Source organism: Flavobacterium terrigena, assembly GCF_900108955.1.
GTDB lineage: Bacteria > Bacteroidota > Bacteroidia > Flavobacteriales > Flavobacteriaceae > Flavobacterium > Flavobacterium terrigena.
Genome location: NZ_FNYA01000002.1, coordinates 206,154 through 231,972, shown reverse-complemented (window position 1 = coordinate 231,972; position 25,819 = coordinate 206,154). Strand labels below are relative to the sequence as shown.

General features: G+C 31.8%; 22 protein-coding genes and 4 tRNA genes. 24 read left to right on the top strand and 2 right to left on the bottom strand.

All coding sequences use genetic code 11. The annotated features are described in order from the left end of the window. Positions 1 to 84: 84 nt before the first annotated feature. Positions 85 to 2,550, top strand: a complete 2,466-nt coding sequence (locus BMX42_RS04570) for a DUF5686 and carboxypeptidase regulatory-like domain-containing protein (RefSeq protein ID WP_091309437.1) — start codon at positions 85 to 87, stop codon at positions 2,548 to 2,550. Between the two features lie 178 nt (positions 2,551 to 2,728). Here BMX42_RS04570 and lysS read toward each other — a convergent pair whose 3' ends face one another. Then, complete coding sequence (lysS, locus tag BMX42_RS04565) at positions 2,729 to 4,423, bottom strand: lysine--tRNA ligase (RefSeq protein WP_091309433.1); 1,695 nt, start codon at positions 4,421 to 4,423, stop codon at positions 2,729 to 2,731. A gap of 123 nt (positions 4,424 to 4,546) precedes the next feature. Here lysS and BMX42_RS04560 point away from each other — a divergent pair, with 123 nt between their 5' ends. Beyond that, a complete protein-coding gene (locus BMX42_RS04560) occupies positions 4,547 to 5,506 on the top strand; it encodes a hypothetical protein (RefSeq protein ID WP_091309430.1) in 960 nt (319 codons plus the stop codon). A 104-nt stretch (positions 5,507 to 5,610) separates the two neighbouring features. Then, positions 5,611 to 6,303: a lipoyl(octanoyl) transferase LipB gene (gene lipB / locus BMX42_RS04555; protein ID WP_091309427.1), complete on the top strand. Its 693-nt coding sequence runs from the start codon at positions 5,611 to 5,613 to the stop codon at positions 6,301 to 6,303. Between the two features lie 4 nt (positions 6,304 to 6,307). Here lipB and BMX42_RS04550 read toward each other — a convergent pair whose 3' ends face one another. Beyond that, entirely contained in the window at positions 6,308 to 7,003 is a 696-nt protein-coding gene (locus BMX42_RS04550; protein ID WP_091310890.1) for a ribonuclease HII, read from the bottom strand. A 200-nt stretch (positions 7,004 to 7,203) separates the two neighbouring features. Between BMX42_RS04550 and BMX42_RS04545 the strand changes: the two genes are divergently transcribed. From BMX42_RS04545 to rplA, 21 genes are all read left to right on the top strand, one after another. Then, a complete protein-coding gene (locus BMX42_RS04545; RefSeq protein WP_091309424.1) occupies positions 7,204 to 10,383 on the top strand; it encodes a SusC/RagA family TonB-linked outer membrane protein in 3,180 nt (1,059 codons plus the stop codon). Between the two features lie 10 nt (positions 10,384 to 10,393). Beyond that, entirely contained in the window at positions 10,394 to 12,070 is a 1,677-nt protein-coding gene (locus tag BMX42_RS04540; protein ID WP_091309420.1) for a SusD/RagB family nutrient-binding outer membrane lipoprotein, read from the top strand. 96 nt (positions 12,071 to 12,166) lie between these two features. Beyond that, positions 12,167 to 14,032 carry a putative porin gene (locus tag BMX42_RS04535; protein WP_091309416.1) on the top strand — a complete coding sequence of 622 codons (1,866 nt, stop codon included), beginning with the start codon at positions 12,167 to 12,169 and terminating at the stop codon, positions 14,030 to 14,032. A gap of 213 nt (positions 14,033 to 14,245) precedes the next feature. Further along, complete coding sequence (locus tag BMX42_RS04530; protein WP_091309412.1) at positions 14,246 to 15,607, top strand: pyridoxal-phosphate dependent enzyme; 1,362 nt, start codon at positions 14,246 to 14,248, stop codon at positions 15,605 to 15,607. A gap of 97 nt (positions 15,608 to 15,704) precedes the next feature. After that, positions 15,705 to 16,973, top strand: coding sequence for a DUF2851 family protein (locus BMX42_RS04525; protein ID WP_091309407.1), 1,269 nt, complete (start codon positions 15,705 to 15,707; stop codon positions 16,971 to 16,973). Between the two features lie 26 nt (positions 16,974 to 16,999). After that, positions 17,000 to 17,218 carry a PspC domain-containing protein gene (locus BMX42_RS04520; protein ID WP_091309403.1) on the top strand — a complete coding sequence of 73 codons (219 nt, stop codon included), beginning with the start codon at positions 17,000 to 17,002 and terminating at the stop codon, positions 17,216 to 17,218. 10 nt (positions 17,219 to 17,228) lie between these two features. Then, entirely contained in the window at positions 17,229 to 18,107 is an 879-nt protein-coding gene (locus tag BMX42_RS04515; protein WP_091310886.1) for a helix-hairpin-helix domain-containing protein, read from the top strand. Positions 18,108 to 18,148: 41 nt separating this feature from the next. Beyond that, entirely contained in the window at positions 18,149 to 19,318 is a 1,170-nt protein-coding gene (locus BMX42_RS04510; protein ID WP_091309397.1) for an acyl-CoA dehydrogenase family protein, read from the top strand. Positions 19,319 to 19,451: 133 nt separating this feature from the next. After that, complete coding sequence (locus BMX42_RS04505; RefSeq protein WP_091309395.1) at positions 19,452 to 20,357, top strand: hypothetical protein; 906 nt, start codon at positions 19,452 to 19,454, stop codon at positions 20,355 to 20,357. A gap of 91 nt (positions 20,358 to 20,448) precedes the next feature. After that, on the top strand, positions 20,449 to 20,643 hold the full coding sequence (rpsU, locus tag BMX42_RS04500; RefSeq protein WP_091309391.1) for a 30S ribosomal protein S21: 195 nt from the start codon (positions 20,449 to 20,451) through the stop codon (positions 20,641 to 20,643). Positions 20,644 to 20,714: 71 nt separating this feature from the next. Next, the gene (locus BMX42_RS04495) at positions 20,715 to 21,608 is read left to right on the top strand and encodes a tyrosine-type recombinase/integrase (RefSeq protein ID WP_091309388.1); all 894 of its coding nucleotides are present in this window, start codon (positions 20,715 to 20,717) and stop codon (positions 21,606 to 21,608) included. A gap of 30 nt (positions 21,609 to 21,638) precedes the next feature. Further along, positions 21,639 to 21,941, top strand: coding sequence for a ribosome hibernation-promoting factor, HPF/YfiA family (hpf, locus tag BMX42_RS04490; protein ID WP_091309383.1), 303 nt, complete (start codon positions 21,639 to 21,641; stop codon positions 21,939 to 21,941). A gap of 94 nt (positions 21,942 to 22,035) precedes the next feature. Next, a tRNA-Thr gene (locus tag BMX42_RS04485) sits at positions 22,036 to 22,109 on the top strand. Between the two features lie 92 nt (positions 22,110 to 22,201). Further along, positions 22,202 to 22,282 (top strand) — tRNA-Tyr (locus BMX42_RS04480). 117 nt (positions 22,283 to 22,399) lie between these two features. Next, positions 22,400 to 22,471: transfer RNA gene (locus BMX42_RS04475), tRNA-Thr, on the top strand. Between the two features lie 59 nt (positions 22,472 to 22,530). Beyond that, positions 22,531 to 23,718, top strand: coding sequence for an elongation factor Tu (gene tuf / locus BMX42_RS04470; RefSeq protein ID WP_091309379.1), 1,188 nt, complete (start codon positions 22,531 to 22,533; stop codon positions 23,716 to 23,718). 56 nt (positions 23,719 to 23,774) lie between these two features. Then, a tRNA-Trp gene (locus tag BMX42_RS04465) sits at positions 23,775 to 23,845 on the top strand. An 18-nt stretch (positions 23,846 to 23,863) separates the two neighbouring features. Continuing rightward, the gene (gene secE / locus BMX42_RS04460; protein WP_245748242.1) at positions 23,864 to 24,052 is read left to right on the top strand and encodes a preprotein translocase subunit SecE; all 189 of its coding nucleotides are present in this window, start codon (positions 23,864 to 23,866) and stop codon (positions 24,050 to 24,052) included. A 6-nt stretch (positions 24,053 to 24,058) separates the two neighbouring features. Next, positions 24,059 to 24,610, top strand: coding sequence for a transcription termination/antitermination protein NusG (gene nusG / locus BMX42_RS04455; protein WP_091309372.1), 552 nt, complete (start codon positions 24,059 to 24,061; stop codon positions 24,608 to 24,610). Positions 24,611 to 24,674: 64 nt separating this feature from the next. Then, positions 24,675 to 25,115: a 50S ribosomal protein L11 gene (gene rplK / locus BMX42_RS04450; RefSeq protein WP_091309369.1), complete on the top strand. Its 441-nt coding sequence runs from the start codon at positions 24,675 to 24,677 to the stop codon at positions 25,113 to 25,115. Positions 25,116 to 25,120: 5 nt separating this feature from the next. After that, positions 25,121 to 25,810, top strand: a complete 690-nt coding sequence (gene rplA, locus BMX42_RS04445) for a 50S ribosomal protein L1 (RefSeq protein ID WP_091309366.1) — start codon at positions 25,121 to 25,123, stop codon at positions 25,808 to 25,810. Positions 25,811 to 25,819: the final 9 nt, after the last annotated feature.

Genomic DNA, 25,819 nt, shown 5'->3' with positions numbered 1-25,819 from the left:
CATAAATTATAAGAAATTTCTGTAATAAATAATAATATTTGCAAACCAATAATATAAAAATCAAATTAACAATTAAAGCCACTTATGAAATTTAAATTATTATTTGCCTTAGCATTATTTTCAAGTTTTACAATTGCTCAAATTAGAGGAAAGGTTACAGATTCAAAAGGAAATGCTTTACCTTACGCTAGTGTTACTGTTGAAAAAACATATAACGGAACTTCTTCAAATGAAAATGGAGAATACGAGTTGAACGTTAAAAAAACAGGAAAATATACTTTAGTTTTTAAAATTTTAGGGTATAAAACCCAAACGGTTACACAAGAAATCAACTCTTTTCCAGCTGTTATTAATGCAACTTTATCAGATGAAGAATATTCTATTGAAGAAGTTGTTGTGAAAAGTGGCGAAAATCCAGCCATCGGGATTATAAAAAACGCAATTGCAAATCGTACAAAAAATACCGAAAAAACAGATAAATTTGAAGCCGATTTTTATTCTAGAGGAATTTTTAGAGTGAAAGATATTCCTAAGAAATTTATGGGTATTGAAATAGGTGATTTAGATGGAAATGTTGATTCTACAGGTGCTGGAATTATTTATCAATCGGAAACGGTTTCTAAAATTAAGTTCGAAAAACCAAACAATTTAAAAGAAGAAATTATCGCAAGTAAAATTGCTGGTGATGATAACGGATTTAGTTTTAACACGGCGATAAATACCAATTACGATTTCTATCAGAATACAATTGATTTTAATATTCCAATGATTTCGCCAATTGCTTCAAATGCTTTTACGTATTACAAATATAAATTAGAAGATACTTTTACAGATAGTTATAATAATTATATCTATAAAATTAAAGTCACACCAAAACGTGATAAAGAACCTGTTTTTGAAGGTTATATTTATATTGTTGATGAAACGTATGCGATTTATGCTGTAGATTTAGATATTCAAGGCTATAGAGCGCAACAAGAGTTTTTAGAATCATTAAAATTAGTGCAGAATTTCAACTTTAATCCCGATAATAAAATGTGGGTAAAAAGTTTGCAATCGTTCGATTTTAAAGCGGGAATTTTCATGATGAAATTCAATGGGAAATATACACATGTTTTTAGTAATTATAATTTTGTGGATAGTTTTGAGAAGAAAACCTTTGGAAGCGAAGTAGTTACTTTTGCAGAAAAATCGAATAAAAAAGAAGATTCTTATTGGTTAGAAAATCGTCCTGTACCTTTAACAGAAGAGGAAACAACCAATTATGTAAAAAAAGATAGTGTTTATAAAGTTCGAAATTCTCAAGTTTATATGGATTCTGTTGATGCTAAATCTAACAAATTCAAGTTAACTAAAATTATCACTGGATATTCGTATAAAAACAGTTTTAAAAACAAACGTTTTAATTATCAAGGTTTGTTTAATTTGTCTTCTTTAAATTTTAATACGGTTCAAGGTTACCGAATTGGTTCTGGATTTTCGTATTCTAATTTTAATGAAGAAAAAAGAAAATATACGACAATTAATTCCGATTTTCAATACGGATTTTCAGATAAAAGATTAAGACCAACTGCTGCTTTTTATCATAAATTCAACAATACTAATGATGCGTTTATTCGTATTGCTGGAGGAAATAAAGTCAACCAATTTAATAGTTCAGAACCTATTTCTGGAATTGTAAATTCTGTAAGTTCGTTAGTTTTTAAAAATAATTTCATGAAATTATACGAAAAAGAATTTGTAGAAATTGGAACAGGTAGAGAAGTGGTAAACGGATTGTTTTTAAATGCTAATTTAGCTTACGAAAACAGAAAGCCATTATTTAACACAACGGATCAATCTTGGGTAAAAACAGATGATGTTTACAGTTCAAATAATCCGTTAAATCCAAGTTCTGATGAGTTTGCAGCAATTGAAGAACATCATTTAACGAAGTTTAGTTTAAGTTCACGAATTGTTTTCGGTCAAAAATACATTACCAGACCAGATGGAAAAATGAACATGAACGAAGGAAAATATCCAACACTTGGTTTTACGTACACAAAAGCGTTTTTAGCGACTGCTAAAGGCTATGAATATGACTTTTTGGAAGCTAGGTTGAATTACAGTAAAACATTGGCTAATAAAGGCGATTTAGACTTAAATATAAAAGCAGGTAAATTCTTTAATGCCAACAATATTTCATTTGCAGATTACAAACATTTTAATGGAAATCAAACGCACGTTAAAATTGACGGTCAGTACAATTCAAGTTTTAATTTATTGCCATATTATACGCAATCGACCAATAATCAATATTTTGAAACACACGTAAATTATAACGATAATGGTTATTTCATGAATAAAATTCCATTGTTGAATAAATTAGGTTGGAATTTAGTTGGAGGATTTCATCAATTAGCTACTTCAGATAACAAACCCTATCAAGAAGTTACTGTTGGTTTTGATAGAATTGGTTTTGGTAAGTTTAAAATTTTCCGTATTGATTATATTCGTAGCTACCAAGGCGGATTTGTTGGTGATGGCTTAATGTTCGGATTGAAATTTTAAGAAATTAAACAGAAAATAATAGATATAAAAAAACCTCGAAACTTAATTGCTTCGAGGTTTTTTGTTTTTTGTCTTTTCGAACGAAGTGAGAAATCTCATAATCAAAATCTTTATGTGATTTCTCCTAACGTCGAAATGACAATATGATGTCATATTGTTTTGTTATTTCTAAGGATTTTTATCCTAAAACAACTAATTTATTATCACCATCAACTACAACTGTAGTTAAGCCGTGTTTTGCTAAACCTTTCATCGCGGCATCCCATTTTTTTCCGCTTAACGCCGATTTGTCTTTCAATGCTCCAATTGGTTGACTGTTTTCTTTTTCTAATAATGAAACAATGAATTTTTCATCTTCAGTTAATTCATAAGTCACTTTTTTCTCTGGACGCATTTGTGGGAAGAATAAAACTTCTTGAATTGATGCGTTGTTCGTTAAAAACATAATCAAACGGTCCATTCCAATTCCTAGACCAGAAGTTGGAGGCATTCCGTATTCTAAAGCACGTAAGAAGTCTTCGTCGATAATTCCGTTCGCTTCATCGTCACCTTTTTCGGCTAAAGCCATTTGTGCTTCAAAACGCTCACGTTGATCAATTGGATCGTTTAATTCAGAATATGCATTTGCTATTTCTTTTCCACAAACCATTAATTCAAAACGCTCCGTTAATTCAGGATTATCACGGTGTTCTTTACATAAAGGCGACATTTCTTTTGGATAGTCTGTAATGAATGTAGGTTGAATATAATTCCCTTCACATTTTGCTCCGAAAATTTCATCAATCAATTTCCCTTTACCCATCGTTTCATCCACATCAATTCCCATTCCTTTTGCCGCTGCAAATAATTCAGCTTCTGTTTTTCCAGAAATATCAAAACCAGTGAAATCAATAATAGATTGCGTCATCGTAACTCTTGCGTATGGCGCTTTAAAACTAATTTTGTTTTCTCCAAAAGTAGTATCTGGAGTTCCATTTACTTTTGTAGCACAATATTCCAAAAGGTTTTCGGTAAATTCCATCATCCAATTGTAATCTTTGTACGCTACATATATTTCCATTGCTGTAAATTCTGGATTGTGCGTTCTGTCCATTCCTTCGTTACGGAAGTTTTTAGAAAATTCGTACACTCCATCAAATCCACCAACAATTAATCTTTTTAAGTATAATTCGTTCGCAATTCTCATGTATAAAGGAATATCCAAACTATTATGATGCGTCATAAACGGACGAGCCGCAGCTCCACCAGGAATCGATTGTAAAATTGGTGTTTCCACTTCCATGTAACCACTTTCGTTAAAGAAAGTTCTCATGGCAGAGAATAATTTTGTTCTTTTTACGAAAACTTCTTTCACTTGTGGGTTCACAACTAAATCTACATAACGCATACGGTAACGTAATTCTGCATCGTTAAATTCATCGTACACTTTTCCAGATTCATCCGTTTTTGGAAATGGTAATGGACGTAATGTTTTACTTAAAAAAGTAAAGTTGGAAACACGAATACATTTTGCACCAACTTGCGTAGTGAATAATTCACCTTCAATTCCAATAAAATCACCTAAATCGGTAAGTTTTTTGAAAACTTGGTTGTATAAAGTTTTGTCGTCACCTTCGCAAATAACATCTCTGTTAAAATACGCTTGAATACGACCTTCGCTATCTTGAATTTCTGCAAAACATGCTTTTCCTTGGTCACGATTACTCATTAATCGACCAGCAATTACCACCTTCTTACCTTCTTCAAAGTTTTCCTTTATGGTTTTTGAAGTGTCTTTTACAGGATATAAATCTGCAGGATAAGGGTTTATGCCTAAATTTCTTAAGGCTTGTAATTTCTCTCTTCTAATGATTTCTTGTTCGGAAAGTTGCATAATGTTTTATATTTTTAAGAGTGCAAAGATAGGTAATTGAAATAAAGTTTCAAAGTGGGAATTTGTTAGCAGAATTAATTCAAAATTGTATCTTTGAAATCGCAATAAATAAATTTTACAAAAATGAAAAAAACACTACTTGCTTTTGTTGTTGGATTTTCTTTGATTGGTTGCTCCATTTCTGAGCAAATTATCTTTAATGCAGATGGTTCGGGTAAATTAGCTTACACAGTTGATATGTCAAAAATGCTGGTTATCACTAAAGATTTAGATAAGTCTAATAAAATGACTAAAGAATTAACTGAAGGTACTGATAAAGATATGGACAGCACAATCGTTTTTAAAGATATGGCTGCGAAATATGAAAAGGAAGGAAAAAAAGCAACTGCAGAGCAATTAGCTCATTATGAGCAAATGAAGAATTATTCGATGCGAATAGTTGTTAATAAAGCTAAAAGTGAAATGAAGTACATTATGTATACCGATTTTAAAACGATTTCTGAAGCTGGAAATGTTGGTTCTGTACTTTCAACTATGAAAGATTTATCAGGAAAAAAAACAGGTGCATTAGACGCAGCAAATCCTGGAGGAAACACAGAAGTAAAATATGTATTTGATGCGAAAAGTTTTTCTAGAACTGTAGTTGAAAAACCTTATGTAGAATCACAATATGATGAAGAAGTAATTGATTCTGCTGCTGAGATTGTAGATTTTGATTATGAGTCAATGGATACTTTAAATTTGAAAGATAAAGAAATAGAAAGCAGTGAAGTTTCTCAAAGTGATGAAGTTAATGATATGGAATACGATGAAGAGGTTTCTGAGGAAGAAGAGGAAATGTCTAAGGAAGAAATTAAGAAAATGAATAAAGAATTTGAGAAAATGGGAGAAATGATGAAGGAAGGATTGGAAGATTCTACTTTTGATTTTCAATATACATTTGCTAAAAAAATAAAAAAAGTTTCTTTACCAAAATCGAATTATAAATTGAGCGACGATAAAAAAACAATTTTTATTAAATATAAATTTGATGAGTTTACTAAAAAAATCAAAGAGTTGAATTTAAATATTGAATTCGAATAAATGAAAACAACTTCCATTTTTTTAACTTCAGTTGAATTATTAGTGGGATGAAAATAAATTTTGTGACTTCGTGTCTTCGTGGCGAAAAATAACGCCTTTAAATTATGAACAAAAAAATTCAACTTCTCGATCTAGGGAATAAAGATTATAAAGATACTTGGGATTATCAAGAAGAATTATTTGCGGCTATAGTCGATTTAAAAATTCAGAAAAGAAATGCTCCAGAAATTGTTACGCCAAATTATTTTTTATATGTAGAACATCCACATGTTTATACATTAGGTAAAAGTGGTGATTTTTCGAATTTATTACTTTCGGAAAAACAATTGACAGAAAAAGGCGCGACTTTTTACAAAATAAATAGAGGAGGAGATATTACCTATCACGGTCCTGGACAAATTGTAGGTTATCCAATTTTAGATTTGGAAAATTTTTTTACAGATATTCATAAATACCTTCGTTTTTTAGAAGAAGCAATTATTTTAACTTTAGCGGAATATGGATTGAAAACAGAACGCAGTCCTGGTGAAACAGGTGTGTGGTTTGATGTTGGAACTCCCTTTGCTAGAAAAATTTGTGCGATGGGAGTTCGAGCTTCACGTTGGGTAACTATGCATGGTTTCGCACTAAATGTCAATGCCGATTTAGGATATTTTGATAATATTATTCCATGCGGTATTCGAGGAAAAGCCGTTACTTCAATGCATGTGGAATTAGGAAAGCCAGTTGATGAGCAAGAAGTAAAAGAAAAAATTCTAAAACATTTTTCGGTTTTATTCGAAAATTCTTTCGTTTAGATTTTTATAGTTCTAAAGTTAGCTGTTCTGGTAACAGTCTGAATGTTTTTCGATGGTATTTTGTTATCCCATGTTTTCTAATAGCATCTCTGTGTTCTTTTGTAGGATAGCCTTTATTTTTCTTCCAATTGTACATTGGAAACTCGTCATGGATTTTATCCATAAAATCATCTCTATATGTTTTTGCTAAAATAGAAGCTGCGGCGATGCTTAAATATTTTGCATCACCTTTTATTATTGAAGTATTTGGAATAGATTTTAAAATTTCAATTTCTTCAGATGTGAAAATCTTTCCTTTAGTCTGTTTCATGCCCAGTTTTCCATTTAAAGGTCTGTTTCCGTCTACAATAATATATTCTGGTTGTGTTTTTAGGTTCAAAATACTTTCTTGCATTGCTTTCATGGAAGCGTTAAGGATGTTTATTTCGTCAATTTCATCATTATTGATATGAATAAAAGCAAAATCAAACAATTCTTCGATAATTGGTCTTAACTCAAAACGCTTTTTTTCAGTCAGTTGTTTGGAATCATTTATAGATTTAAATAATAATTGTTCTAACTTTTTCTTTTCTTTTGTTAAGACAAGGTTAGGGTTGTGTAAAATAATTGCTCCTGCTGTAACAGGCCCAGCTAAACAGCCTCTACCAGCTTCGTCAGTACCACACTCAATTAAAAATTCACTATAACATTTCTTTAACATAATTTGTTTTTTGCAAAAATAAATTATTTTCACGCAACCTTTAACACTTTTTTGCATCTATTATATAGTTGTTTCGGCAATCTATTTTTTTTAGCTAAAAAAATTTAACACAAATAAATTGATAATATTCCGAAGTATTATTTGTTTATTTAAGAAATTATTAAGAAGTTTGCGGAATAACTAACTCAAATAAAATTAATATGAGATCGAAGTTCAAATGGATTTTTACGCTTTTAGTAGCGTTTACAATGCAGTTTTCTTTCGCACAACAGAAAACTGTTACAGGTACAGTAAAAAGTGATGGCGCAAATTTGCCAGGTGCTACTGTAAGTATTGCGGGTACACAACAAGGTACTCAAACTGATGAGAATGGTAAATTCTCAATCAAAGCTAGTGAAGGTGATGTTTTAGAAATTTCTTTCTTAGGAAAAGATACTAAAACTGTTACTGTTGGTGCTAGTAATGTTGTTAATGTGGTTTTGGCTACTAGTTCTACAAGTATTGAAGTAGTTCAAATTGTAGGAGCAATGGGTATTAAACGTAAACCTGATGCAGTTACAAATCAACAACAAACAGTTACTAATAAGGAGTTAACACAAGCTGCTCAGCCAAATGCAATTATTGCATTAACTGGAAAAGTTTCTGGTTTACAAATTAATACAACTTCAAATGGTGTTCCAGCTGGTACTCGTATTGTGTTAAGAGGGGCTAGAACAATTACTGGTAATAACCAGGCTTTAGTAGTTATTGATAACGCAATATCTTCTGCAGCAATATTAGGTCAACTTGCACCAAGTGAAATTGAAAACATGAACGTTTTAAAAGGTGCTCAAGGGGGTGCTCTTTATGGTGCTCAAGGTGTGAATGGAGTTATTATTGTTACTACTAAAAAAGGTTCTAAATCTGACAAATTATCAGTAAGTATCAATTCATCAGTGGATTTTGAAACTGTTTCATTTGTTCCAGATAGACAAACTAAATATGGTCAAGGTTGGATTTATGACCCTACGTTTAACGCTTCAGGGCATGTGCCGTGGGAAAATGGTGCATGGGGTCCTGCTTTTGATGATCCTGCGTATGCTGGTCAATTAGTTGAAACTGGTTTACCGCAAGCTGATGGAAATTTCCAAATGTTAGAGTGGAAAGGTGATAAAGATAATATTAAGAAATTCTTCAGAACAGGAACTATTTTCCAAAATGGTATTTCTGTTAATGCTGGTGGTGCTGATTCTTATGCTGGTGTGTCTTTCAGTAGACAAAATACTAGCTTCATGGTTCAGGATGATGAGTTAAAAAGAAATAACTTTAATATTAAATTCGGTAAAAAGTTAGGTAAGTTCCGTGCTGATGGTAACGTAAGTTATATTAACCAAAGAACTTCTACAACTAGTTCTGAATTGTATGATGATTTAATGCAAATTGCATCAAACATTCCTGTTAGAAACTTTAACAATGCTCAAATTCAACATGGTTGGTCTGTTTATATTGATAATCCATACTGGACTATTAAAAACAATAGAAATGATTCTGCTTCTGATTTTGTTAATGGTAACATTAGTTTAGGTTATGAATTAAACAAAAATATCAATGTAACTTATAATGGTAACATTCAATTAAGATCTACTGAGGCTCAATCTCATGTTAATGGTTTTGAAGATTATTATTATGATATTATGGGTGGTTCTTATGTTGATTACGGTGGGCATGGAATTACATCTAGTTTCTATGGTAATCAATCAAGACAAAGAAATTTCTATGGAGATTTAATGTTTAACTTTGATTATGAGTTAACTGATAATATTGGTATGAAAGCTAATATTGGTAACAATATTCAAGATTCTTACTTCAAAGTAATTACTCAAGGTGGTACTAATTTAGATGTTGACGGTTGGTATCATATCAATAATGTTTTAAATCCAGATCCAGCTTATTCATTAGCTAACACTGAAACAAGAACAAGAGATTTTGCTTTATTTAGTAACTTTGACTTTAACTATAAAGATTATTTATTCTTAAACGTTACGGCTAGAGAAGAAAGAAGATCAACTATTGCAAAATGGTTCTTCTACCCATCTGTAGGTATGTCATTTATTCCTACTAAAGCTTTTGATGCATTAAAAGATAATAAAGTATTAAATTTCGCTAAATTATCTGCGAATTATACTAAAGTGGGTAATGCTTCTGCTGTTGCTGCTTATGCTACTGATGAAATTGGAGTATTTCCAACTGGTTTCCCTTTCGGGTCATTAAGTTCTTATATTTCAAATCAACGTCAAGTTAATAAAAATATTAACCCTGAGATCGCTACAACTTTTGAAGTTTCTGCAGCATTAGGTTTCTTTAATGATAGAATTACTTTAGATGGATCTCTTTACAGAACGAATACTAAAAACTTAATCACGTTTGCTACAACATCTTCTGCTACTGGTATGTCGGCTTTCCAAGACAATACAGGTAGATTACATACTGATGGTTTCGAAATTGATTTAGGGTTAACGCCTGTAAGAACAGAATCATTCAAATGGAATATTAAAGCTTCATACTCAACGTATAAAACTATTATTGACAAAGTTACTGATGATTCAAAATCTGTTACTTTATTATCTAATGCTAACGTTTCTATTGTTGCTGAAGAAGGTGAAGAGTTTCCTTTAATTAAAGGTACTACTTATGAAAGAGATCCAAACGGAAATATTGTTGTTAATCCTGCAACTGGTACACCATTAAAAACAGGTTTAGTTAATATTGGAAAATCTACTCCAGATTATATTTTAGGTTTAACTAACTCATTTGAGTACAAAGGATTAAGATTAGCAGTTGTTGCTGATTATAGAACAGGTCATTCTTTCTATTCTGAAACTAAATCAACTTTAGGTTTTGCTGGACACTTAGAAGAGTCTGCTGAGTTTGACCGTTATGAATCATTTGTAATTCCTGGTTCTGTTTACGAATCTGCTCCAGGTGTTTACACTGCTAATACTACTCCGGTTGGTACTGGTAATGGATCTAATGGTGGTGCTTTAGGATTGTATCCTGGGGTTGTTGATTACTATGGTGGTACATCTTACCGTTCAGGTGAAGCTTTCTTAATTGATGCTACCTCTTTAAAAATTAGAGAGTTATCATTATCTTATACTTTACCTAAAAAGATGTTAAAAAATTCTGGAATCAACAGCTTTACATTTGGTGTAAATGCTCGTAATCCATTTATTTTCTTAGCTGATGGTAAATTCTTAAAAGCTAAAAACGGTGGTGAAAACCAACATTTTGCTGATCCTGAAGCTAGTATTTCTTCTACAAGTAATGCTCAAGGTTTTGCTAATGCTGGTCAATATCCTTCAAGTAGAACAATTGGAGGAAGTATTAATATAACTTTTTAATTAAATAACTATGAAAAATATTAAATTTATTTTATCATTTGTTGCTTTAGGTTTTTTATCATCTTGTGATAATTACTTCGAGATAAATGATGTTAATCCAAACGCTGTTCAACTCGAAGATGTTCCACCGCGTTTAATGTTGCCAGGAGCTATGGCTCAAACATTCAGAACTCAGGCGACTACAATGAATGCATTAGGTAGTATTTTAACAAATGCTTGGGCTGGTAACGTGAATTCATTCGCTTCTCCATATTCTCGTGAATATAAATTGCAAGTTGATAATTCATTTTATTCTGGTATTTGGGATGGTTTATACCGTTCAATGGCAAATTTTGAATTAATTACGAAATATCCAAATGCGGATCATTCTCAAGATCAGTTTGTAGCGGTTGCTAAAATTATGAAATCATATTATATGCAGTATATTGTGGATTTATATGGTAAAGCGCCTTATTCTGAAGCATTTCAATATCAAGAAAATTTGTATCCTAAATATGATAATGATTTTGAAATTTACAAAGCACTTGTTCAAAATTTAGATGATGCTAGAGCTATTATGAATGGCTTAACTGGTACTGAACTAGGTTTAGGTTCATCTGATATTATGATGGGTGGAGACTTAAATGAGTGGTATAACTTTGCTAATACTTTAGAATTAAGAATGTTATTAAGAATGCGTTCTTCTAACTATCCTGGAGTTGCTGCTTATGTTGCTTCAAGAGTTCCTGGTTTAGTTGGTCAATCATTTATTAGTACTGACGTAACTATTAATCCTGGTTATGATGGTTCAGCTGATGACAAGCAAAATCCATTCTTTAATGCTTATGTATTCTCTCCAACTCTAGCTGCTCAAAACAGAACTTTAGTTGTTGCTTCTGGTCACATTGCTAGAATTTTAAATGGTGGTAATACTCCTGTTAATAATGTGGTAACTGCAGATCCTGCATATGCTAAATATACTCCTTTAAATAGTACTGGAGCTGCTGTAGATCAACGTGGTGCAAGAATGTTCTTTAGAATTGGTACTCCTGCTAAAGTAAGAGGTGTTCTTCAAGGTTCTTCAACTTCTGATACTCAAGGTGCTGGTACTACTCAAGTTTCTAGATTAGGTTTTGGTATTACTAAATACCCTTATACTTCTAATTCATTAACTGCTAACCCTGTTTACAAACCATCTATGGAATGGGCTTCTGCTCAATCTGGAGTTATTATGTTAGCTGCTGAGAGTTATTTCTTACAAGCTGAAGCTGCTGTATTCTTGGATGCTGGTTTTGGTTTTGCTCAAGGATTATTTGATCAAGGTATTACTGCATCTTATGATTATTACAGTACAGTTGGTAACCCTTTTGGTATTGCTGCTATCAATCCTGCAGCTTATATTGCTGCTGCTAACACTATTGTTGGTGTTGGATTTGGAGCTGCTACTAATGATGCTGAAAGATTAGAAGCTATTATGTATCAAAAATGGATGGCTTTACATTCTCTTCATGGAATTGAACCATTTATTGAATACACAAGAACTGGTTATCCTTCAACTCCTTTAGCAATTGGTGCTGAACAAGCAAACAAACCAAAACGTTTAAATTACCCAGTTTCTGAATATGTTGCGAATTCTGCTAATGTTCCTGCATTATCAACTTCTCAATTATTCACAGTGAATTCAACTTCACCATTCTGGTTACAATAATTAAAAATTTAATTTTTAATAAATTAAAACCCCGATTTTATCGGGGTTTTTTTATTTCCACAAATTCTCATTACATTTGCCTTTTAAATTGTAAAAATGAGAAACCTTATAGTGTTGCTTTTCTTTTTGTCATTTTCCCTAAATGCACAAGAATCAGATTCAACAAAAGTTGTAGAACTAAAAGCAGATATTAAATTATATAAAACTTTCAATTCTGAGAAAGACACCATTTATATAGATACATCATTAACAATTCAAGACGAATACAAATACAATTATTTGAAAAAAGATAATTTCGGATTATTTTCTTTTTCAAATGAAGGCTATCTTTTCAATCAATTAGATTTTTCGCGTAAAAGAACAACTACTTTGCCACAATTTGGTTTTAACGCCAAGCATAGTACTTATTTAGATAACAGCGATATTTTTTACTATTCTGTTCCAACACCATTAACCGATTTGTATTTTAAAACAGTTATGCGTCAAGGACAAAGTTTAGACGCCTTAATTTCTGTTAACACGAAACCCAATTTAAATTTCACTGTTGCTTATAAATCTATTCGTTCAATTGGAGATTATTTCAATAACTTAACCAGCTCAGGACATTTTAGGTTTATAACGAATTACAATTCCATCAATAAAAAATATTTCCTAAAAGTTAATTTTGTCGGACAAGATATTTATAACCAAGAAAATGGTGGAGTTAAATTTATTGAGCAATTAGACGGAACAAATCCTTCTTTTAGTCAGCGGGAAAGAGTTGATGTGTATTTCAACGATGCTTCTTCTAAATTAAAAGGGAATCGTTATTTTTTAGATCATTCGTATCAATTTTCTACTGGAAATTCTTTAGTGTTAAAGCATCAGGCATATTACGAGAATAAATTTTATGAATATATTCAGGCAACTGAAAGTCCTAGATTAGGTGATTCACCGAACTCATCTATTAATAACAAAACGCGTTTTGATGTGTTTTATAATAAAGTAGGTGTTAGTTTCAAAACTAAAAATTTAGGCGAGATTAATTTCTTTATCGATAATTATTCGTACAATCAATTTTATAATGTTCCAGAGGATGCATCTTTCAATCCAAGTATTAATTACAGTTTGCATAACCGAATTAACAATGTTGGTGGGCAATATGAATTCAATCAAAATAAATGGAACTTTAATATCTTACTTCAAAATGCGATTTCAAATCAACCGACTTCAAATTACGAAGCCTTTGCAAAATATAAATTTTCAGAAGATAATTTCGTAAAAATTTCGGCTCAACAAATCAGTAAACTTCCAGATAATATTTTTATTTTCAATCAGAGCGATTATGTAAATTATAATTGGAACACAAGTTTTAAAAATGAAAAAATCAGTATTTTAAAAGCAGAAACCAAAAACAAATGGTTTGAAGCATATGTTCAATTGACAAATTTAAATGACCACTTATACTTTTTTAATACAGAAGAAAGAATTGATAGTTTAGTGGTGAAACCTTTTCAATACGATAAATCAATTCAGTATATAAGTGCTGAAATCGCTAAAGAAATTAAATATAAAAATTGGGCTCTTGACAATAGAATTAAAGTTCAAGAAGTACAACAAGATGAGAAAATTTTAAACTTACCTTATCTTGTGCTGAGAAACACACTGTACTATACAAAGCCTGTTTTCAAGAAAGCAATGTTGTTACAAACTGGGATCACTGTAAATTATTTCAGTAATTATTACGCAGATGATTACGTAGGGGTTTTAGGTGAGTTTTTTGTACAAGACCAAACTAAAGTTGGTGGTTTTCCAGTGTTAGATTTCTTCGTGAATGCTCGTGTGAAACAATGTAGAATTTATTTGAAAGCAGAGCATTTTAACGCATTGTTTACCAATAAAGTCGATTATTATAATGCTCCAAACTCACCATTCCGCGACTTTCACGTTCGTTTTGGTTTAGAATGGAATTTCTTTAAATAAAATTTGGGCGTGCCCTTACAGGTCGTGCTGTCCGCTATATCTTTTTATTTCGTTCTTAAAAACGAGATAAAAAGGATGCCGCTACCATCACTCACGCATTCGCATTTCAAAAGTATATTTTCATTTAAAATGTAATTTAACTTAACTTTTTACAAGGAAAGTTTAAACCTGAAACAAAAAAAACTAACTTTGCAATCAATAATAGATTAAGAAATGAACTACGCAAAAGACATATTAGGAACTATCGGTAATACACCATTAGTACGATTAAATAAAATTACAGCAGAAATCCCTTGTTTAGTTTTAGGAAAACTTGAAACTTTTAATCCAGGAAATTCAGTAAAAGACCGTATGGCGGTTAAAATGATCGAAGATGCAGAAGCAGGCGGACGTTTAAAACCAGGCGGAACAATCATTGAAGGAACTTCTGGAAACACAGGAATGGGATTAGCTTTAGCAGCTATCGTGAAAGGTTACAAATGTATTTTTGTTATTTCGGATAAGCAATCTAAAGAAAAATCAGATATTCTTCGTGCCGTTGGTGCAAAAGTAATTGTTTGTCCAACAGATGTTGAACCAACAGATCCACGTTCTTATTATTCAGTTTCTAAAAGATTAGGAGAAGAAATTCCAAATTCTTGGTACGTAAATCAATACGACAATCCAAGTAACGCTATAGCACATTACGAACAAACTGGTCCAGAAATTTGGGAACAAACAGAAGGAAAAATTACGCATTTCGTAGTTGGAGTAGGAACTGGTGGAACTATTTCTGGTGTAGCTAAATATTTAAAAGAAAAAAATCCAAACGTAAAAATTTGGGGAATTGACACATACGGTTCAGTATTTAAAAAATATCATGAAACAGGTATTTTCGACGAGAACGAAATTTATTCGTACATCACAGAAGGAATTGGAGAAGATATTTTGCCATTAAACGTTGATTTTTCTCTAATCGATGGTTTTACAAAAGTAACTGATAAAGATGCTGCGGTTTACACACGTAAATTAGCATTAGAAGAAGGGATTTTCTGTGGAAATTCTGCTGGTGCAGCGGTTAAAGGATTGTTACAATTAAAAGAACACTTCAAGCCAGAAGATGTTGTAGTGGTTTTATTCCACGATTCTGGAAGTAGATATGTAGGTAAAATGTACAACGACGAATGGATGCGTGAGCGTGGATTCTTAGATGAAGAATTAACAAAAGCAGAAGATTTAATCAAAGATCATAAAGACAAACCATTAGTAATTGTTCGTACAGAAGAATTGGTTTCACACGCAATTGAAAGATTAAAAAAATATAAAATTTCTCAAATTCCTGTAATCGACACAACAGGTTTCGTAGGAAGTTTAGACGAGTCAGATTTGTTTAGAAGCTATTTCGAAAACAAAGACATCGCCGATTTACCAATCAAAGACGTAATGGGGAAACCATTTCCAATCGTTGCAGCTTCAGCTTCAATTGATGAAGTTTCTAAATTAATTAGCAAAGACAATCAAGCAGTTTTAGTTGATTTAGGAAACGGAACACACCATATCATTACCAAACACGATATTATTAGTTCTATTAAATAGAAAAAAATAAATATTAAATTTTAAAAACGGATAGCAAAATGTTATCCGTTTTTTTTATATTTGTTTTTATTAAACGCCGAATTAAATTTTACACGCCATGCAAGAAGAATTTCTCCATTATTTATGGGTAAATAAGAAACTGCCATTTACCCAACTCAAAACACATCTCAACGAGAATTTAGAAATCAATCATTTCGGACAGTATTTACAAAATGCTGGACCAGACATTTTTAATGCTCAAATTTCTATCAACCAGCAAAAATGGGCTGGAAATATTGAAATTCATATCAAATCTTCCGATTGGTATTTGCACAATCATGAAAAAGACGCCAATTACGACAACGTAATTCTACATGTAGTTTGGGAAAACGACACGCCAATTTTCAGAAAAGACAATTCGGAAATTCCAACTTTGGAATTAAAAAAGTACGTCTCACTTTCTGAAATCAATAAATACAAATCATTAATTACTTCTAAATCGTGGATCAATTGCGAAAATCAGATCACGGAAATTGATGATTTCATCTGGAACAATTGGTTAGAAAGTCTGTTTTTAAACCGATTAGAAAGAAAATCGGAAGTAATTGATAAAAGATTACAAGAAACCAATTATAATTGGGAAGCCGTATTTTTCGAAATGTTAGCCAAAAACTTCGGACTCAACACAAACGGAGATTGTTTTCTACAATTGGCACAATCTATTCCGTTTTCGATTATTAGAAAAGAAAGTTTTAATACTGAAAACTTAGAAGCTTTACTTTTTGGAAAATTAAATTTGTTAGATGAAGATTTAGAAGACGAATATTATTCCAAATTAAAAAGCAATTGGAAATACCTCAAACTAAAATACAATTTACAAGAAGAATTCGGTTTGCAACCACAATTTTTTAAACTCCGACCAGATAATTTTCCAACAATAAGATTATCTCAATTAGTTCACTTGATTTCAAATAAACAGAATATGTTTTCACAACTCATTTTAGCAAATTCCTATTCAGAAATTAAGGACTTGTTGAAAAGTGAGACTTCAAAGTATTGGAAAAGCCATTATAATTTTTCAAAAACCTGCAAAACGAAAAGTAAAATTTTGACTTCTCAATTTATTGATTTACTGATTATAAATACAGTGATTCCAATCAAGTTTTGTTATGAGAAAAATCTCGGAAAATTAAACTTTGAAGAGTTGGTTTTACTTTTAGAAGCCATTCCTCCTGAGAAAAATTCCATTCTGGAAAAATTTTCAGAATTCAAAGTAAAATCTGAAAATGCTTTTCATTCGCAATCGTTGTTAGAGCTCAAAAATGAATATTGTAAAACAAATAAATGTCTCAAATGCGCTGTGGGTTTGCAGTTGTTAAAAAACTAAGTATCTTTACCCTTTATAAATTAGAAATGTACAACTTACTTCATTTTTTCGAAAAAAACGGCTTTTATGTAGCTTCTCGTCTGGCGGACAGATTGGGAATGCGAGCTACGCAAGTTCGTTTGTTTTTCGTGTACATTTCGTTTATCACAGTGGGTTTGGGATTCGGATTTTATTTAACATTGGCTTTTTTGTTAAAATTAAAAGATATGATTTACACCAAACGCAGTTCTGTGTTTGATTTATAAAAATAGTTCCATGCTAAAATTTTCTAAAGGGCATTATTTCGGTATTGCCATATTGCTAGCCCTAATTGGGTTAATGCAATTAAGTTTCTATTGGTTTAATAAGGAGTCTTCTTCCGATGAAGTTAAGTTGTCTTCAAGTGAAAAAAAATGGTTATTGCAACAAAACAATGTTGATAGTATTAAAGAAGTCAATAAAGAAAACGCAAATAAAATTTACCCATTCAATCCTAATTTTATTACCGATTATAAAGGGTATAAACTCGGAATGACGATTGAGCAAATTGATAGACTTCATAATTTAAGAAAGCAAAATAAATATGTGAATTCTAAAGCCGAGTTTCAAAAGCTAACCGGTGTTTCAAACGATTGGATGAAGAAATATGCAATTTATTTTAAGTTTCCAGATTGGGTTACGAATAAAACTGCAAATAAATTTCAATCGAATTTCGAAAATAAATATAAAAAATTCGAGAAAAAAGAAACTAAAATTGTAGTTCAAGATATCAATACGACCAATCAAGTCGAGTTGGAAAAAGTATATATGATTGGCGAAAAATTAGCGCTTAAAATTATTGCAGAAAGAGAAAAATTTGGAGGTTTTGTTAATATGGAACAACTTGGTTTTATTTGGGGAATTTCACCAGAAGCTATTGCCGATTTGAATAAAAGATTCCAAATTAAATCTGCAGGAATTTTGAAGAGAATAAAAATTAATGAACTGCCAATTAAGGAGTTACAGCAATTTCCTTACTTCAATTATTATATTGCTAAAAACATTGTAACCTACAGAAGTATGAATGGAGAAATTAAAAATATTGATGATTTAACAAAAATTAAGCAGTTTCCTGTTGAAAAATTAAAAATAATCGCCGTATATTTGGAATTTTAAATTAAATCAATAAAAACCAAACAAAACATAGCCCTAGTTATATGAATTCATTATATTTTACAGAAGAACACGAATTGTTCAGAGAAAGTTTACGCAGTTTTTTGCATAAAGAAGTTGTACCACACATTGAAAAATGGGAAAAAACAGGTACAATTGAACGTTTTATTTGGGAAAAATTCGGTGAAATGGGCTTTTTTGGATTAAAATATCCAGAAGCTTATGGCGGATTAGGTTTAGATCTGTTTTATACTGTTGTTTTTTTAGAAGAACTTCAAAAAATTAAATCTTCTGGTTTTGCTGCTGCTATGTGGGCTCACGCATATTTAGCGATGACACATTTAAATGCTGAAGGAGATGAAAGAATCAAACAAGATTATTTAGCACCAAGTATTTTAGGTCAAAAAATTGGAGCTTTATGTATTACTGAACCTTTTGGTGGTAGTGATGTGGCTGGAATGAGAACTACAGCTGTTAAACAAGGAGATAAATATATTATTAATGGTTCTAAAACATTTATTACTAATGGTGTTTATGCCGATTACTATGTAGTAGCTGCGAAAACAAGTCCAGAACTTGGAAATAAAGGAATCAGTATGTTTTTGATGGATTCAAATCTTAAAGGAATATCTGCTACAAAATTAGATAAATTAGGTTGGAGAGCTTCGGATACTGCTGAAATCGCATTCGATAATGTAGAAATTCCTGCAGAAAATTTAATGGGTGAAGAAGGAAAAGGATTTCCTTATATTATGCAACATTTTGCTTTCGAAAGATTAATTATGGCTATCAATGCGCATGCTAGAGCAGAATATGCACTTGATTATACAATTGAATATATGTCTCAACGTGAAGCTTTTGGAGCTACAATTAATAAGTTTCAAGCCTTAAGACATACAATGGTAGAGCACGCTACGGAAATGGAGCACTGTAAATTGTTCAATTACGCTGCGGCTGCCAGATTAGATAAAGGTGAATATGTAGTGAAAGAAGCTACAATGGCGAAATTGAAATCTACAAAAATGGCTGATTTAGCTATTTACGATTGTTTACAAATGCTTGGCGGTTACGGTTATATGGAAGAATATCCATTAGCTCGTTTATTAAGAGATAGTCGTTTAGGGCCAATTGGTGGTGGAACTTCTGAAATTTTAAAAGAAATCTTATCAAAAATGATTATCGATAATCAAAATTACAAACCAGCGGTTAAATAATAGTTTTGTCAGACTGAGCTTGACTAAGTCTTTATTAATATGTAAAACCAAGATATGAGAAATTGTATCTTGGTTTTTTGTTTTGAACAATATTGTAAGTAATTTTTCGTTATTAAATAAAAAATAAATTTTTATGAAATACGTGTTTTCAATTGTGGTGTTGTTTTTATTTTCTTGTTCATCTGATAATGAAACAGAAAATACGAATGCAGAAATTCAAATCAGCGGTTATAAGGTAACCATAAATAGTCAGTCAACCGATTCAAGTTTCCCTTATGTAGGGCAAACTATCATAAATGGTGTTGTTCAGAATGGTAAATTAATGGAGGTAAATGAAGAATTTCTCCTTAATGGGGTTAGCCAAGGTGTGAGTGTGAATTCGAGCCTAACTTATCAAGGTAGCTTGTTGGTTTCGCATATGGATCATAATTCTGTAGATGGATCACCTAGAGTTCGAAATTATTATTACGATTCAAATTCAAAATTAATTGGAGCGACAAGGATTGTCAGTGCTGAGGAGTTGTATTATAGATTTGTATATGTTTCAAACGATTTAATTTATTTTGAAAAAATTTCATTACCTTATAATGATCCTAATACTCAAATATTAAGAAGATATATTGCTGTTTTTGAAGGCGATGATATTGTTCAGGCGGGTAGGGATTATGATTTAGATGGTATAATGGATAATGTGAATCATTTTCAATACAATAATGGAAATTTAGTAGCAGTGAATAATGCTACTCAATCCTTGTCTTTTAATCACTCTGATGTGATTAATAATATGAATGTTTTAAATGATAATTCATATGGTAAAAAAAATAGAAGAATTGTAGGTATAGAAGCTTTTCCTTTTGATGATTTTCAAGGGGTTTTAGAGTATTCTAAAAACTTAACTAATGATGAATTGCTGGAAGCTACTTATGAAGTTTATCCTTCTAATTATTATCATTTAAAATCTAACTCTTATGTTAATGGTCCGCCAGCACTTAATTTTAATGCAACAATAACTCGAACGACTGAGTTTTTTTTTAATTAAAATTAGTTTAAAAAATAATTCATCATTTATAATTCATAATTGAAAATAAAAATATACTTTTGCACACTTAACGAGAGGAGGTGTCAATATTATGTTAATTATACCAATTAAAGACGGAGAAAATATCGATAGAGCATTAAAGCGCTATAAAAGAAAATTTGATAAAACAGGAACTGTTCGTCAGTTACGTGCACGTCAAGCTTTCATTAAGCCTTCTGTGACAAACAGAATTAAAATTCAAAAAGCGGCTTACATCCAAAACATGAGAGATCAATTAGAAAGTTAATCTATCATTTTTTGATTAAATACTATAACCGTTAGATTATAAATTATAAATTTGTGTCTAACGGTTTTTTTATGCGCAATAATTTACAGTCACATACAGAATATCTCGAAAAAGAGAAAAAATATTCACCACTTACTGTGAAGGCCTATTACAACGATATTGTGTCGTTTCAACTCTTTTTAAATGAAAGTCACGATTCGTGTAAACTAGAAGAAGTAAATTATCCTTTAATTAGAAGTTGGATTGTGCAATTGTCAGATTCTGAAATGTCTCCTTCTTCTATAAATAGAAAAATGGCATCCTTAAAATCGTTTTACAAATTTCTATTGAAAACCAAACAAATAGAAATTAATCCTTTTGTAAAACACAAATCTTTAAAAACTCCAAAGCAAGTTCAAATTCCTTTTTCTGAAAAAGAAATCAATCAATTGTTCGAAACTCAATTTCTAGAAACAGATTTTGAAAGTGTTAGAAATAGGTTGGTGGTTGAGTTGTTGTATTCTACAGGAATGCGTCGTGCCGAATTAATTAATTTAGAATTAAACGCAATTGATTTTTATGGAAAAACAATTAAGATTTTAGGAAAAAGAAATAAAGAAAGAATTGTTCCCTTGTTAACTTCAACTTTAGAAATTGTTACCTTATATTTAAGTAAAAGAAAAGAAATTGAAATTAACGTTAATAATGAAAAGTTAATATTGTCTAAAAAAGGAAATAAAATAAGTGAAACGTTTGTGTATCGATTAATAAATGATTACTTTAGTACTGTATCCGAAAAGGTAAAAAAAAGCCCTCACGTTCTTAGGCATTCGTTTGCGACACATTTGTTAAATAACGGTGCAGATTTAAATTCAGTTAAAGAGTTGCTTGGTCATGCAAGTTTGTCATCTACTCAGATTTATACACATAGTAGTTTGTCTGAGTTAAAGAAAGTGTATAATAACGCACATCCAAGAAACAAATAAGTAATGTTTAATTTAATACCAATTATTATTATGAAAGTTAATGTTCACGCGGTTAATTTTAATATCGACAAAAAACTAGTTGATTTTATAGATGAGAGAATGACGAAATTAGAAAAATATTACGATAAGGTAGTTTCTTCTGATGCTTTTTTAAAGGTTGAAAATATTAGTGAAAAAGAGAATAAAATTGTTGAATTAAAAGTGTTGGTTCCTGGTGATGATTTTATTGTAAAAAAACAAAGTAAAACTTTTGAAGAAGCGGCGGATTTGGCTGTAGAATCTTTAGAGCGTTTGTTAGTAAAAAGAAAAGAAAAGTTAAGAGCACATAGTTAATTGAAAAAAAGATTTAAAAAAGTTTTGATTAATAAATAAATTACATACATTTGCAGTCCGTTAGAAATAGCGGACTTTTTCTATATATAGAAATGCCGGTGTAGCTCAGCTGGCTAGAGCAGCTGATTTGTAATCAGCAGGTCGTGGGTTCGAGTCCCTCCACTGGCTCTTTGAAATTTTGAAAGTTCTAATTTTTAAGAAATATTCTGATATTTTTATCGGAATTAATTTATTAAATTTTAGACTTAAAAGTAAGGTTAGGGGAGATACTCAAGCGGCCAACGAGGGCAGACTGTAAATCTGCTGTGAAAACTTCGCAGGTTCGAATCCTGCTCTCCCCACAAACTTTTTTCAAGAATTTATCTGGAAATTTATTTTCAAGTAAATTCATTAAAAAAGAAGAATAATGAGAATTGAAAACAAATTTAGGTTTGTTTTTGACTTCTGAACTCACAACAGCCGGTGTAGCTCAGGGGTAGAGTGCTTCCTTGGTAAGGAAGAGGTCTCGGGTTCAATTCCCGACATTGGCTCAAAATAGAAATAATTTTTGAACACTAATAATAAATAACTAAGATTAAATTTTAAAATCATGGCAAAGGAAACATTCGACCGTTCGAAGCCCCATTTGAATATTGGTACTATCGGACACGTAGATCACGGTAAAACTACGTTAACAGCTGCAATTACAAAAGTATTGTCAGATGCAGGTTTATCAGAAGCAAAATCATTTGATCAAATTGATAATGCACCTGAAGAAAAAGAAAGAGGTATTACAATTAACACGTCGCACGTTGAGTATTCAACTGCTAACCGTCACTACGCTCACGTTGACTGTCCAGGTCACGCGGATTACGTTAAGAACATGGTTACAGGTGCTGCGCAAATGGATGGTGCTATCTTAGTAGTTGCTGCTACAGATGGTCCAATGCCACAAACTCGTGAGCATATCCTTTTAGGTCGTCAAGTAGGTGTGCCTAGAATGGTTGTATTCATGAACAAAGTGGATATGGTTGATGATGCTGAGTTGTTAGAGTTAGTTGAAATGGAAATCAGAGATTTATTATCTTTCTACCAATATGATGGAGATAATGGTCCAGTTATTCAAGGTTCTGCTTTAGGAGGTTTGAATGGAGATCCAAAATGGGTAGCTACTATCATGGAATTAATGGATGCTGTTGATAACTGGATTGAATTACCAGTTCGTGACGTTGAAAAACCATTCTTAATGCCAGTTGAGGATTCATTTACAATTACTGGTCGTGGAACTGTTGCTACAGGTCGTATCGAAACAGGTATTGCAAACACTGGAGATCCAGTTGAAATCATCGGTATGGGTGCTGAAAAATTAACTTCTACTATTACTGGAGTTGAGATGTTCCGTAAAATCTTAGATAGAGGTGAAGCTGGAGATAACGTAGGTTTATTGTTAAGAGGTATTGATAAAGCTGATATCAAAAGAGGTATGGTTATTATTAAGCCAGGTTCAGTAAAACCACACGCTAAATTCAAAGCAGAGGTTTATATCTTGAAAAAAGAAGAAGGTGGACGTCATACTCCATTCCATAATAACTACCGTCCTCAGTTCTATGTACGTACAACTGACGTAACTGGTACTATTATGTTACCAGAAGGAAGAGAAATGGTAATGCCAGGTGATAACTTAACTATTGATGTTGAATTATTATCTCCAATTGCATTGTCTTTAGGTTTACGTTTTGCTATCCGTGAAGGTGGTAGAACAGTAGGTGCTGGACAGGTAACTGAAATTTTAGACTAATTATAAGTCAATAATATTTTAAATCAGTACCAGTTAATCGGTACTGATTTTAACTTACGAGCGTAGTTCAAGGGCAGAATAGTGGTCTCCAAAACCATTGATGGGGGTTCGAATCCCTCCGCTCGTGCAAAATAAAGTAAATATCATGTTAAAATATTTCTCTGAAGCATTCGAAGAATTAAAATCAAACGTAACTTGGCCAGCTTGGGCTGAAGTTCAAAAATATACTATTATTGTGGCTTTGTTTTCAGTAATATTTGCTTTAGCAACTTGGGGTGTTGATTTAACGTTCACTAAGGTGTTAACTGGATTCTTTAATTTGTTAAAAGGTTAATACAAAATGGCTGATAATAACGTAAAGAAGTGGTATGTCGTTAGAGCGGTAAGCGGGCAGGAAAACAAGATTAAAGCTTATATTGAGCAAGAAGTTAATCGTGTTGGAATGGGTGATTACATTTCTCAAGTGCTTGTGCCTACTGAAAAAGTAGTGCAAGTAAAAGACGGTAAAAAAATATCAAAAGAAAGAGTATATTTCCCTGGTTATGTTATGATTGAAGCTAACTTAACAGGTGAGATTCCTCACATTATTAAATCGATTACAGGTGTTATCGGATTTTTAGGTGAAACTAAAGGTGGTGACGCAGTTCCATTAAGAATGGCTGAAGTAAATAGAATGTTAGGTAAAGTTGATGAATTATCTGTGAAAACAGAAAATGTGAACATTCCTTTCTCTATTGACGAAACGGTTAAAGTTATTGATGGTCCTTTCAATGGTTTCAACGGAACTATTGAAAAAATCAACGAAGAAAAGCGTAAACTTGAAGTAATGGTTAAAATTTTCGGAAGAAAAACGCCATTAGAATTGAGTTTTATGCAAGTTGAAAAAGTATAATTTTTGTTACATATATATAAACCCGCATTAATCGCTTCCAATGATTAATGTAAAATTTTAAAAAATGGCTAAAGAAGTTAGTAAAGTAGTTAAACTACAAGTTAAGGGAGGTGCTGCGAACCCGTCGCCACCGGTTGGACCTGCTTTGGGAGCTGCTGGGGTTAACATCATGGAGTTCTGTAAGCAATTTAATGCTAGAACACAAGATAAACCTGGCAAAATATGTCCAGTACAAATTACTGTATATAAAGACAAGTCTTTTGACTTCGTTGTAAAAACTCCACCTGCTGCAGTTCAATTAATGGATGCTGCAAAATTAAAGTCTGGTTCAGGAGAGCCTAATCGTAAAAAAGTGGCTAGTGTTACTTGGGATCAGATTAAGGCAATTGCTGAAGATAAAATGGCAGATTTAAATGCATTCACAATGGAAGCTGCAATGAGTATGATTGCTGGAACAGCTAGATCTATGGGTATAACTGTAACTGGAGATTCTCCTCTAAAATAAGAGATATGGCAAAATTGACAAAAAAGCAAAAAGAAGCTGCTGCAAAAATTGAAAAGAATAAATTATATTCTTTAAAAGATGCGTCAGTATTAATCAAACAAATTGCTTCTGCAAAGTTTGATGAATCAGTTGATATCTCTGTTAGACTTGGAGTTGATCCAAGAAAAGCAAATCAAATGGTAAGAGGTGTGGTTGCATTACCACACGGTACAGGTAAAGATGTAAGAGTTCTAGCTCTTGTTACTCCAGATAAAGAAGCGGAAGCTAAAGCAGCAGGTGCAGACCACGTTGGTTTAGATGACTACCTTCAAAAAATCAAAGATGGTTGGACTGATATTGATGTAATTATCACTATGCCAGCTGTTATGGGTAAATTAGGTCCATTAGGACGTGTTTTAGGACCAAGAGGTTTAATGCCAAACCCTAAAACAGGTACTGTAACTATGGATGTTGCTAAAGCAATTCAAGAAGTTAAAGCTGGTAAAATTGACTTTAAAGTTGATAAAACTGGTATCGTTCATGCAGGAATAGGTAGAGTATCTTTTGATGCTGATAAAATCTATGACAACGCACACGAAATTGTTCAAACATTAATCAAATTAAAACCAACTGCAGCGAAAGGTACTTACATTAAGTCTATTCACTTAACAAGTACTATGAGCCCTGCTATCGCTTTAGATCCTAAAGCAGTATAATTGGTAGTT

Excerpts from the sequence above, each read along its gene's own strand:
- BMX42_RS04570 (WP_091309437.1), top strand. The coding sequence starts at position 85 with ATGAAATTTAAATTATTATTTGCCTTAGCATTATTTTCAAGTTTTACA.
- lysS (WP_091309433.1), bottom strand. The coding sequence starts at position 4,423 with ATGCAACTTTCCGAACAAGAAATCATTAGAAGAGAGAAATTACAAGCC.
- BMX42_RS04560 (WP_091309430.1), top strand. The coding sequence starts at position 4,547 with ATGAAAAAAACACTACTTGCTTTTGTTGTTGGATTTTCTTTGATTGGT.
- lipB (WP_091309427.1), top strand. The coding sequence starts at position 5,611 with ATGAACAAAAAAATTCAACTTCTCGATCTAGGGAATAAAGATTATAAA.
- BMX42_RS04550 (WP_091310890.1), bottom strand. The coding sequence starts at position 7,003 with ATGTTAAAGAAATGTTATAGTGAATTTTTAATTGAGTGTGGTACTGAC.
- BMX42_RS04545 (WP_091309424.1), top strand. The coding sequence starts at position 7,204 with ATGAGATCGAAGTTCAAATGGATTTTTACGCTTTTAGTAGCGTTTACA.
- BMX42_RS04540 (WP_091309420.1), top strand. The coding sequence starts at position 10,394 with ATGAAAAATATTAAATTTATTTTATCATTTGTTGCTTTAGGTTTTTTA.
- BMX42_RS04535 (WP_091309416.1), top strand. The coding sequence starts at position 12,167 with ATGAGAAACCTTATAGTGTTGCTTTTCTTTTTGTCATTTTCCCTAAAT.
- BMX42_RS04530 (WP_091309412.1), top strand. The coding sequence starts at position 14,246 with ATGAACTACGCAAAAGACATATTAGGAACTATCGGTAATACACCATTA.
- BMX42_RS04525 (WP_091309407.1), top strand. The coding sequence starts at position 15,705 with ATGCAAGAAGAATTTCTCCATTATTTATGGGTAAATAAGAAACTGCCA.
- BMX42_RS04520 (WP_091309403.1), top strand. The coding sequence starts at position 17,000 with ATGTACAACTTACTTCATTTTTTCGAAAAAAACGGCTTTTATGTAGCT.
- BMX42_RS04515 (WP_091310886.1), top strand. The coding sequence starts at position 17,229 with ATGCTAAAATTTTCTAAAGGGCATTATTTCGGTATTGCCATATTGCTA.
- BMX42_RS04510 (WP_091309397.1), top strand. The coding sequence starts at position 18,149 with ATGAATTCATTATATTTTACAGAAGAACACGAATTGTTCAGAGAAAGT.
- BMX42_RS04505 (WP_091309395.1), top strand. The coding sequence starts at position 19,452 with ATGAAATACGTGTTTTCAATTGTGGTGTTGTTTTTATTTTCTTGTTCA.
- rpsU (WP_091309391.1), top strand. The coding sequence starts at position 20,449 with ATGTTAATTATACCAATTAAAGACGGAGAAAATATCGATAGAGCATTA.
- BMX42_RS04495 (WP_091309388.1), top strand. The coding sequence starts at position 20,715 with ATGCGCAATAATTTACAGTCACATACAGAATATCTCGAAAAAGAGAAA.
- hpf (WP_091309383.1), top strand. The coding sequence starts at position 21,639 with ATGAAAGTTAATGTTCACGCGGTTAATTTTAATATCGACAAAAAACTA.
- tuf (WP_091309379.1), top strand. The coding sequence starts at position 22,531 with ATGGCAAAGGAAACATTCGACCGTTCGAAGCCCCATTTGAATATTGGT.
- secE (WP_245748242.1), top strand. The coding sequence starts at position 23,864 with ATGTTAAAATATTTCTCTGAAGCATTCGAAGAATTAAAATCAAACGTA.
- nusG (WP_091309372.1), top strand. The coding sequence starts at position 24,059 with ATGGCTGATAATAACGTAAAGAAGTGGTATGTCGTTAGAGCGGTAAGC.
- rplK (WP_091309369.1), top strand. The coding sequence starts at position 24,675 with ATGGCTAAAGAAGTTAGTAAAGTAGTTAAACTACAAGTTAAGGGAGGT.
- rplA (WP_091309366.1), top strand. The coding sequence starts at position 25,121 with ATGGCAAAATTGACAAAAAAGCAAAAAGAAGCTGCTGCAAAAATTGAA.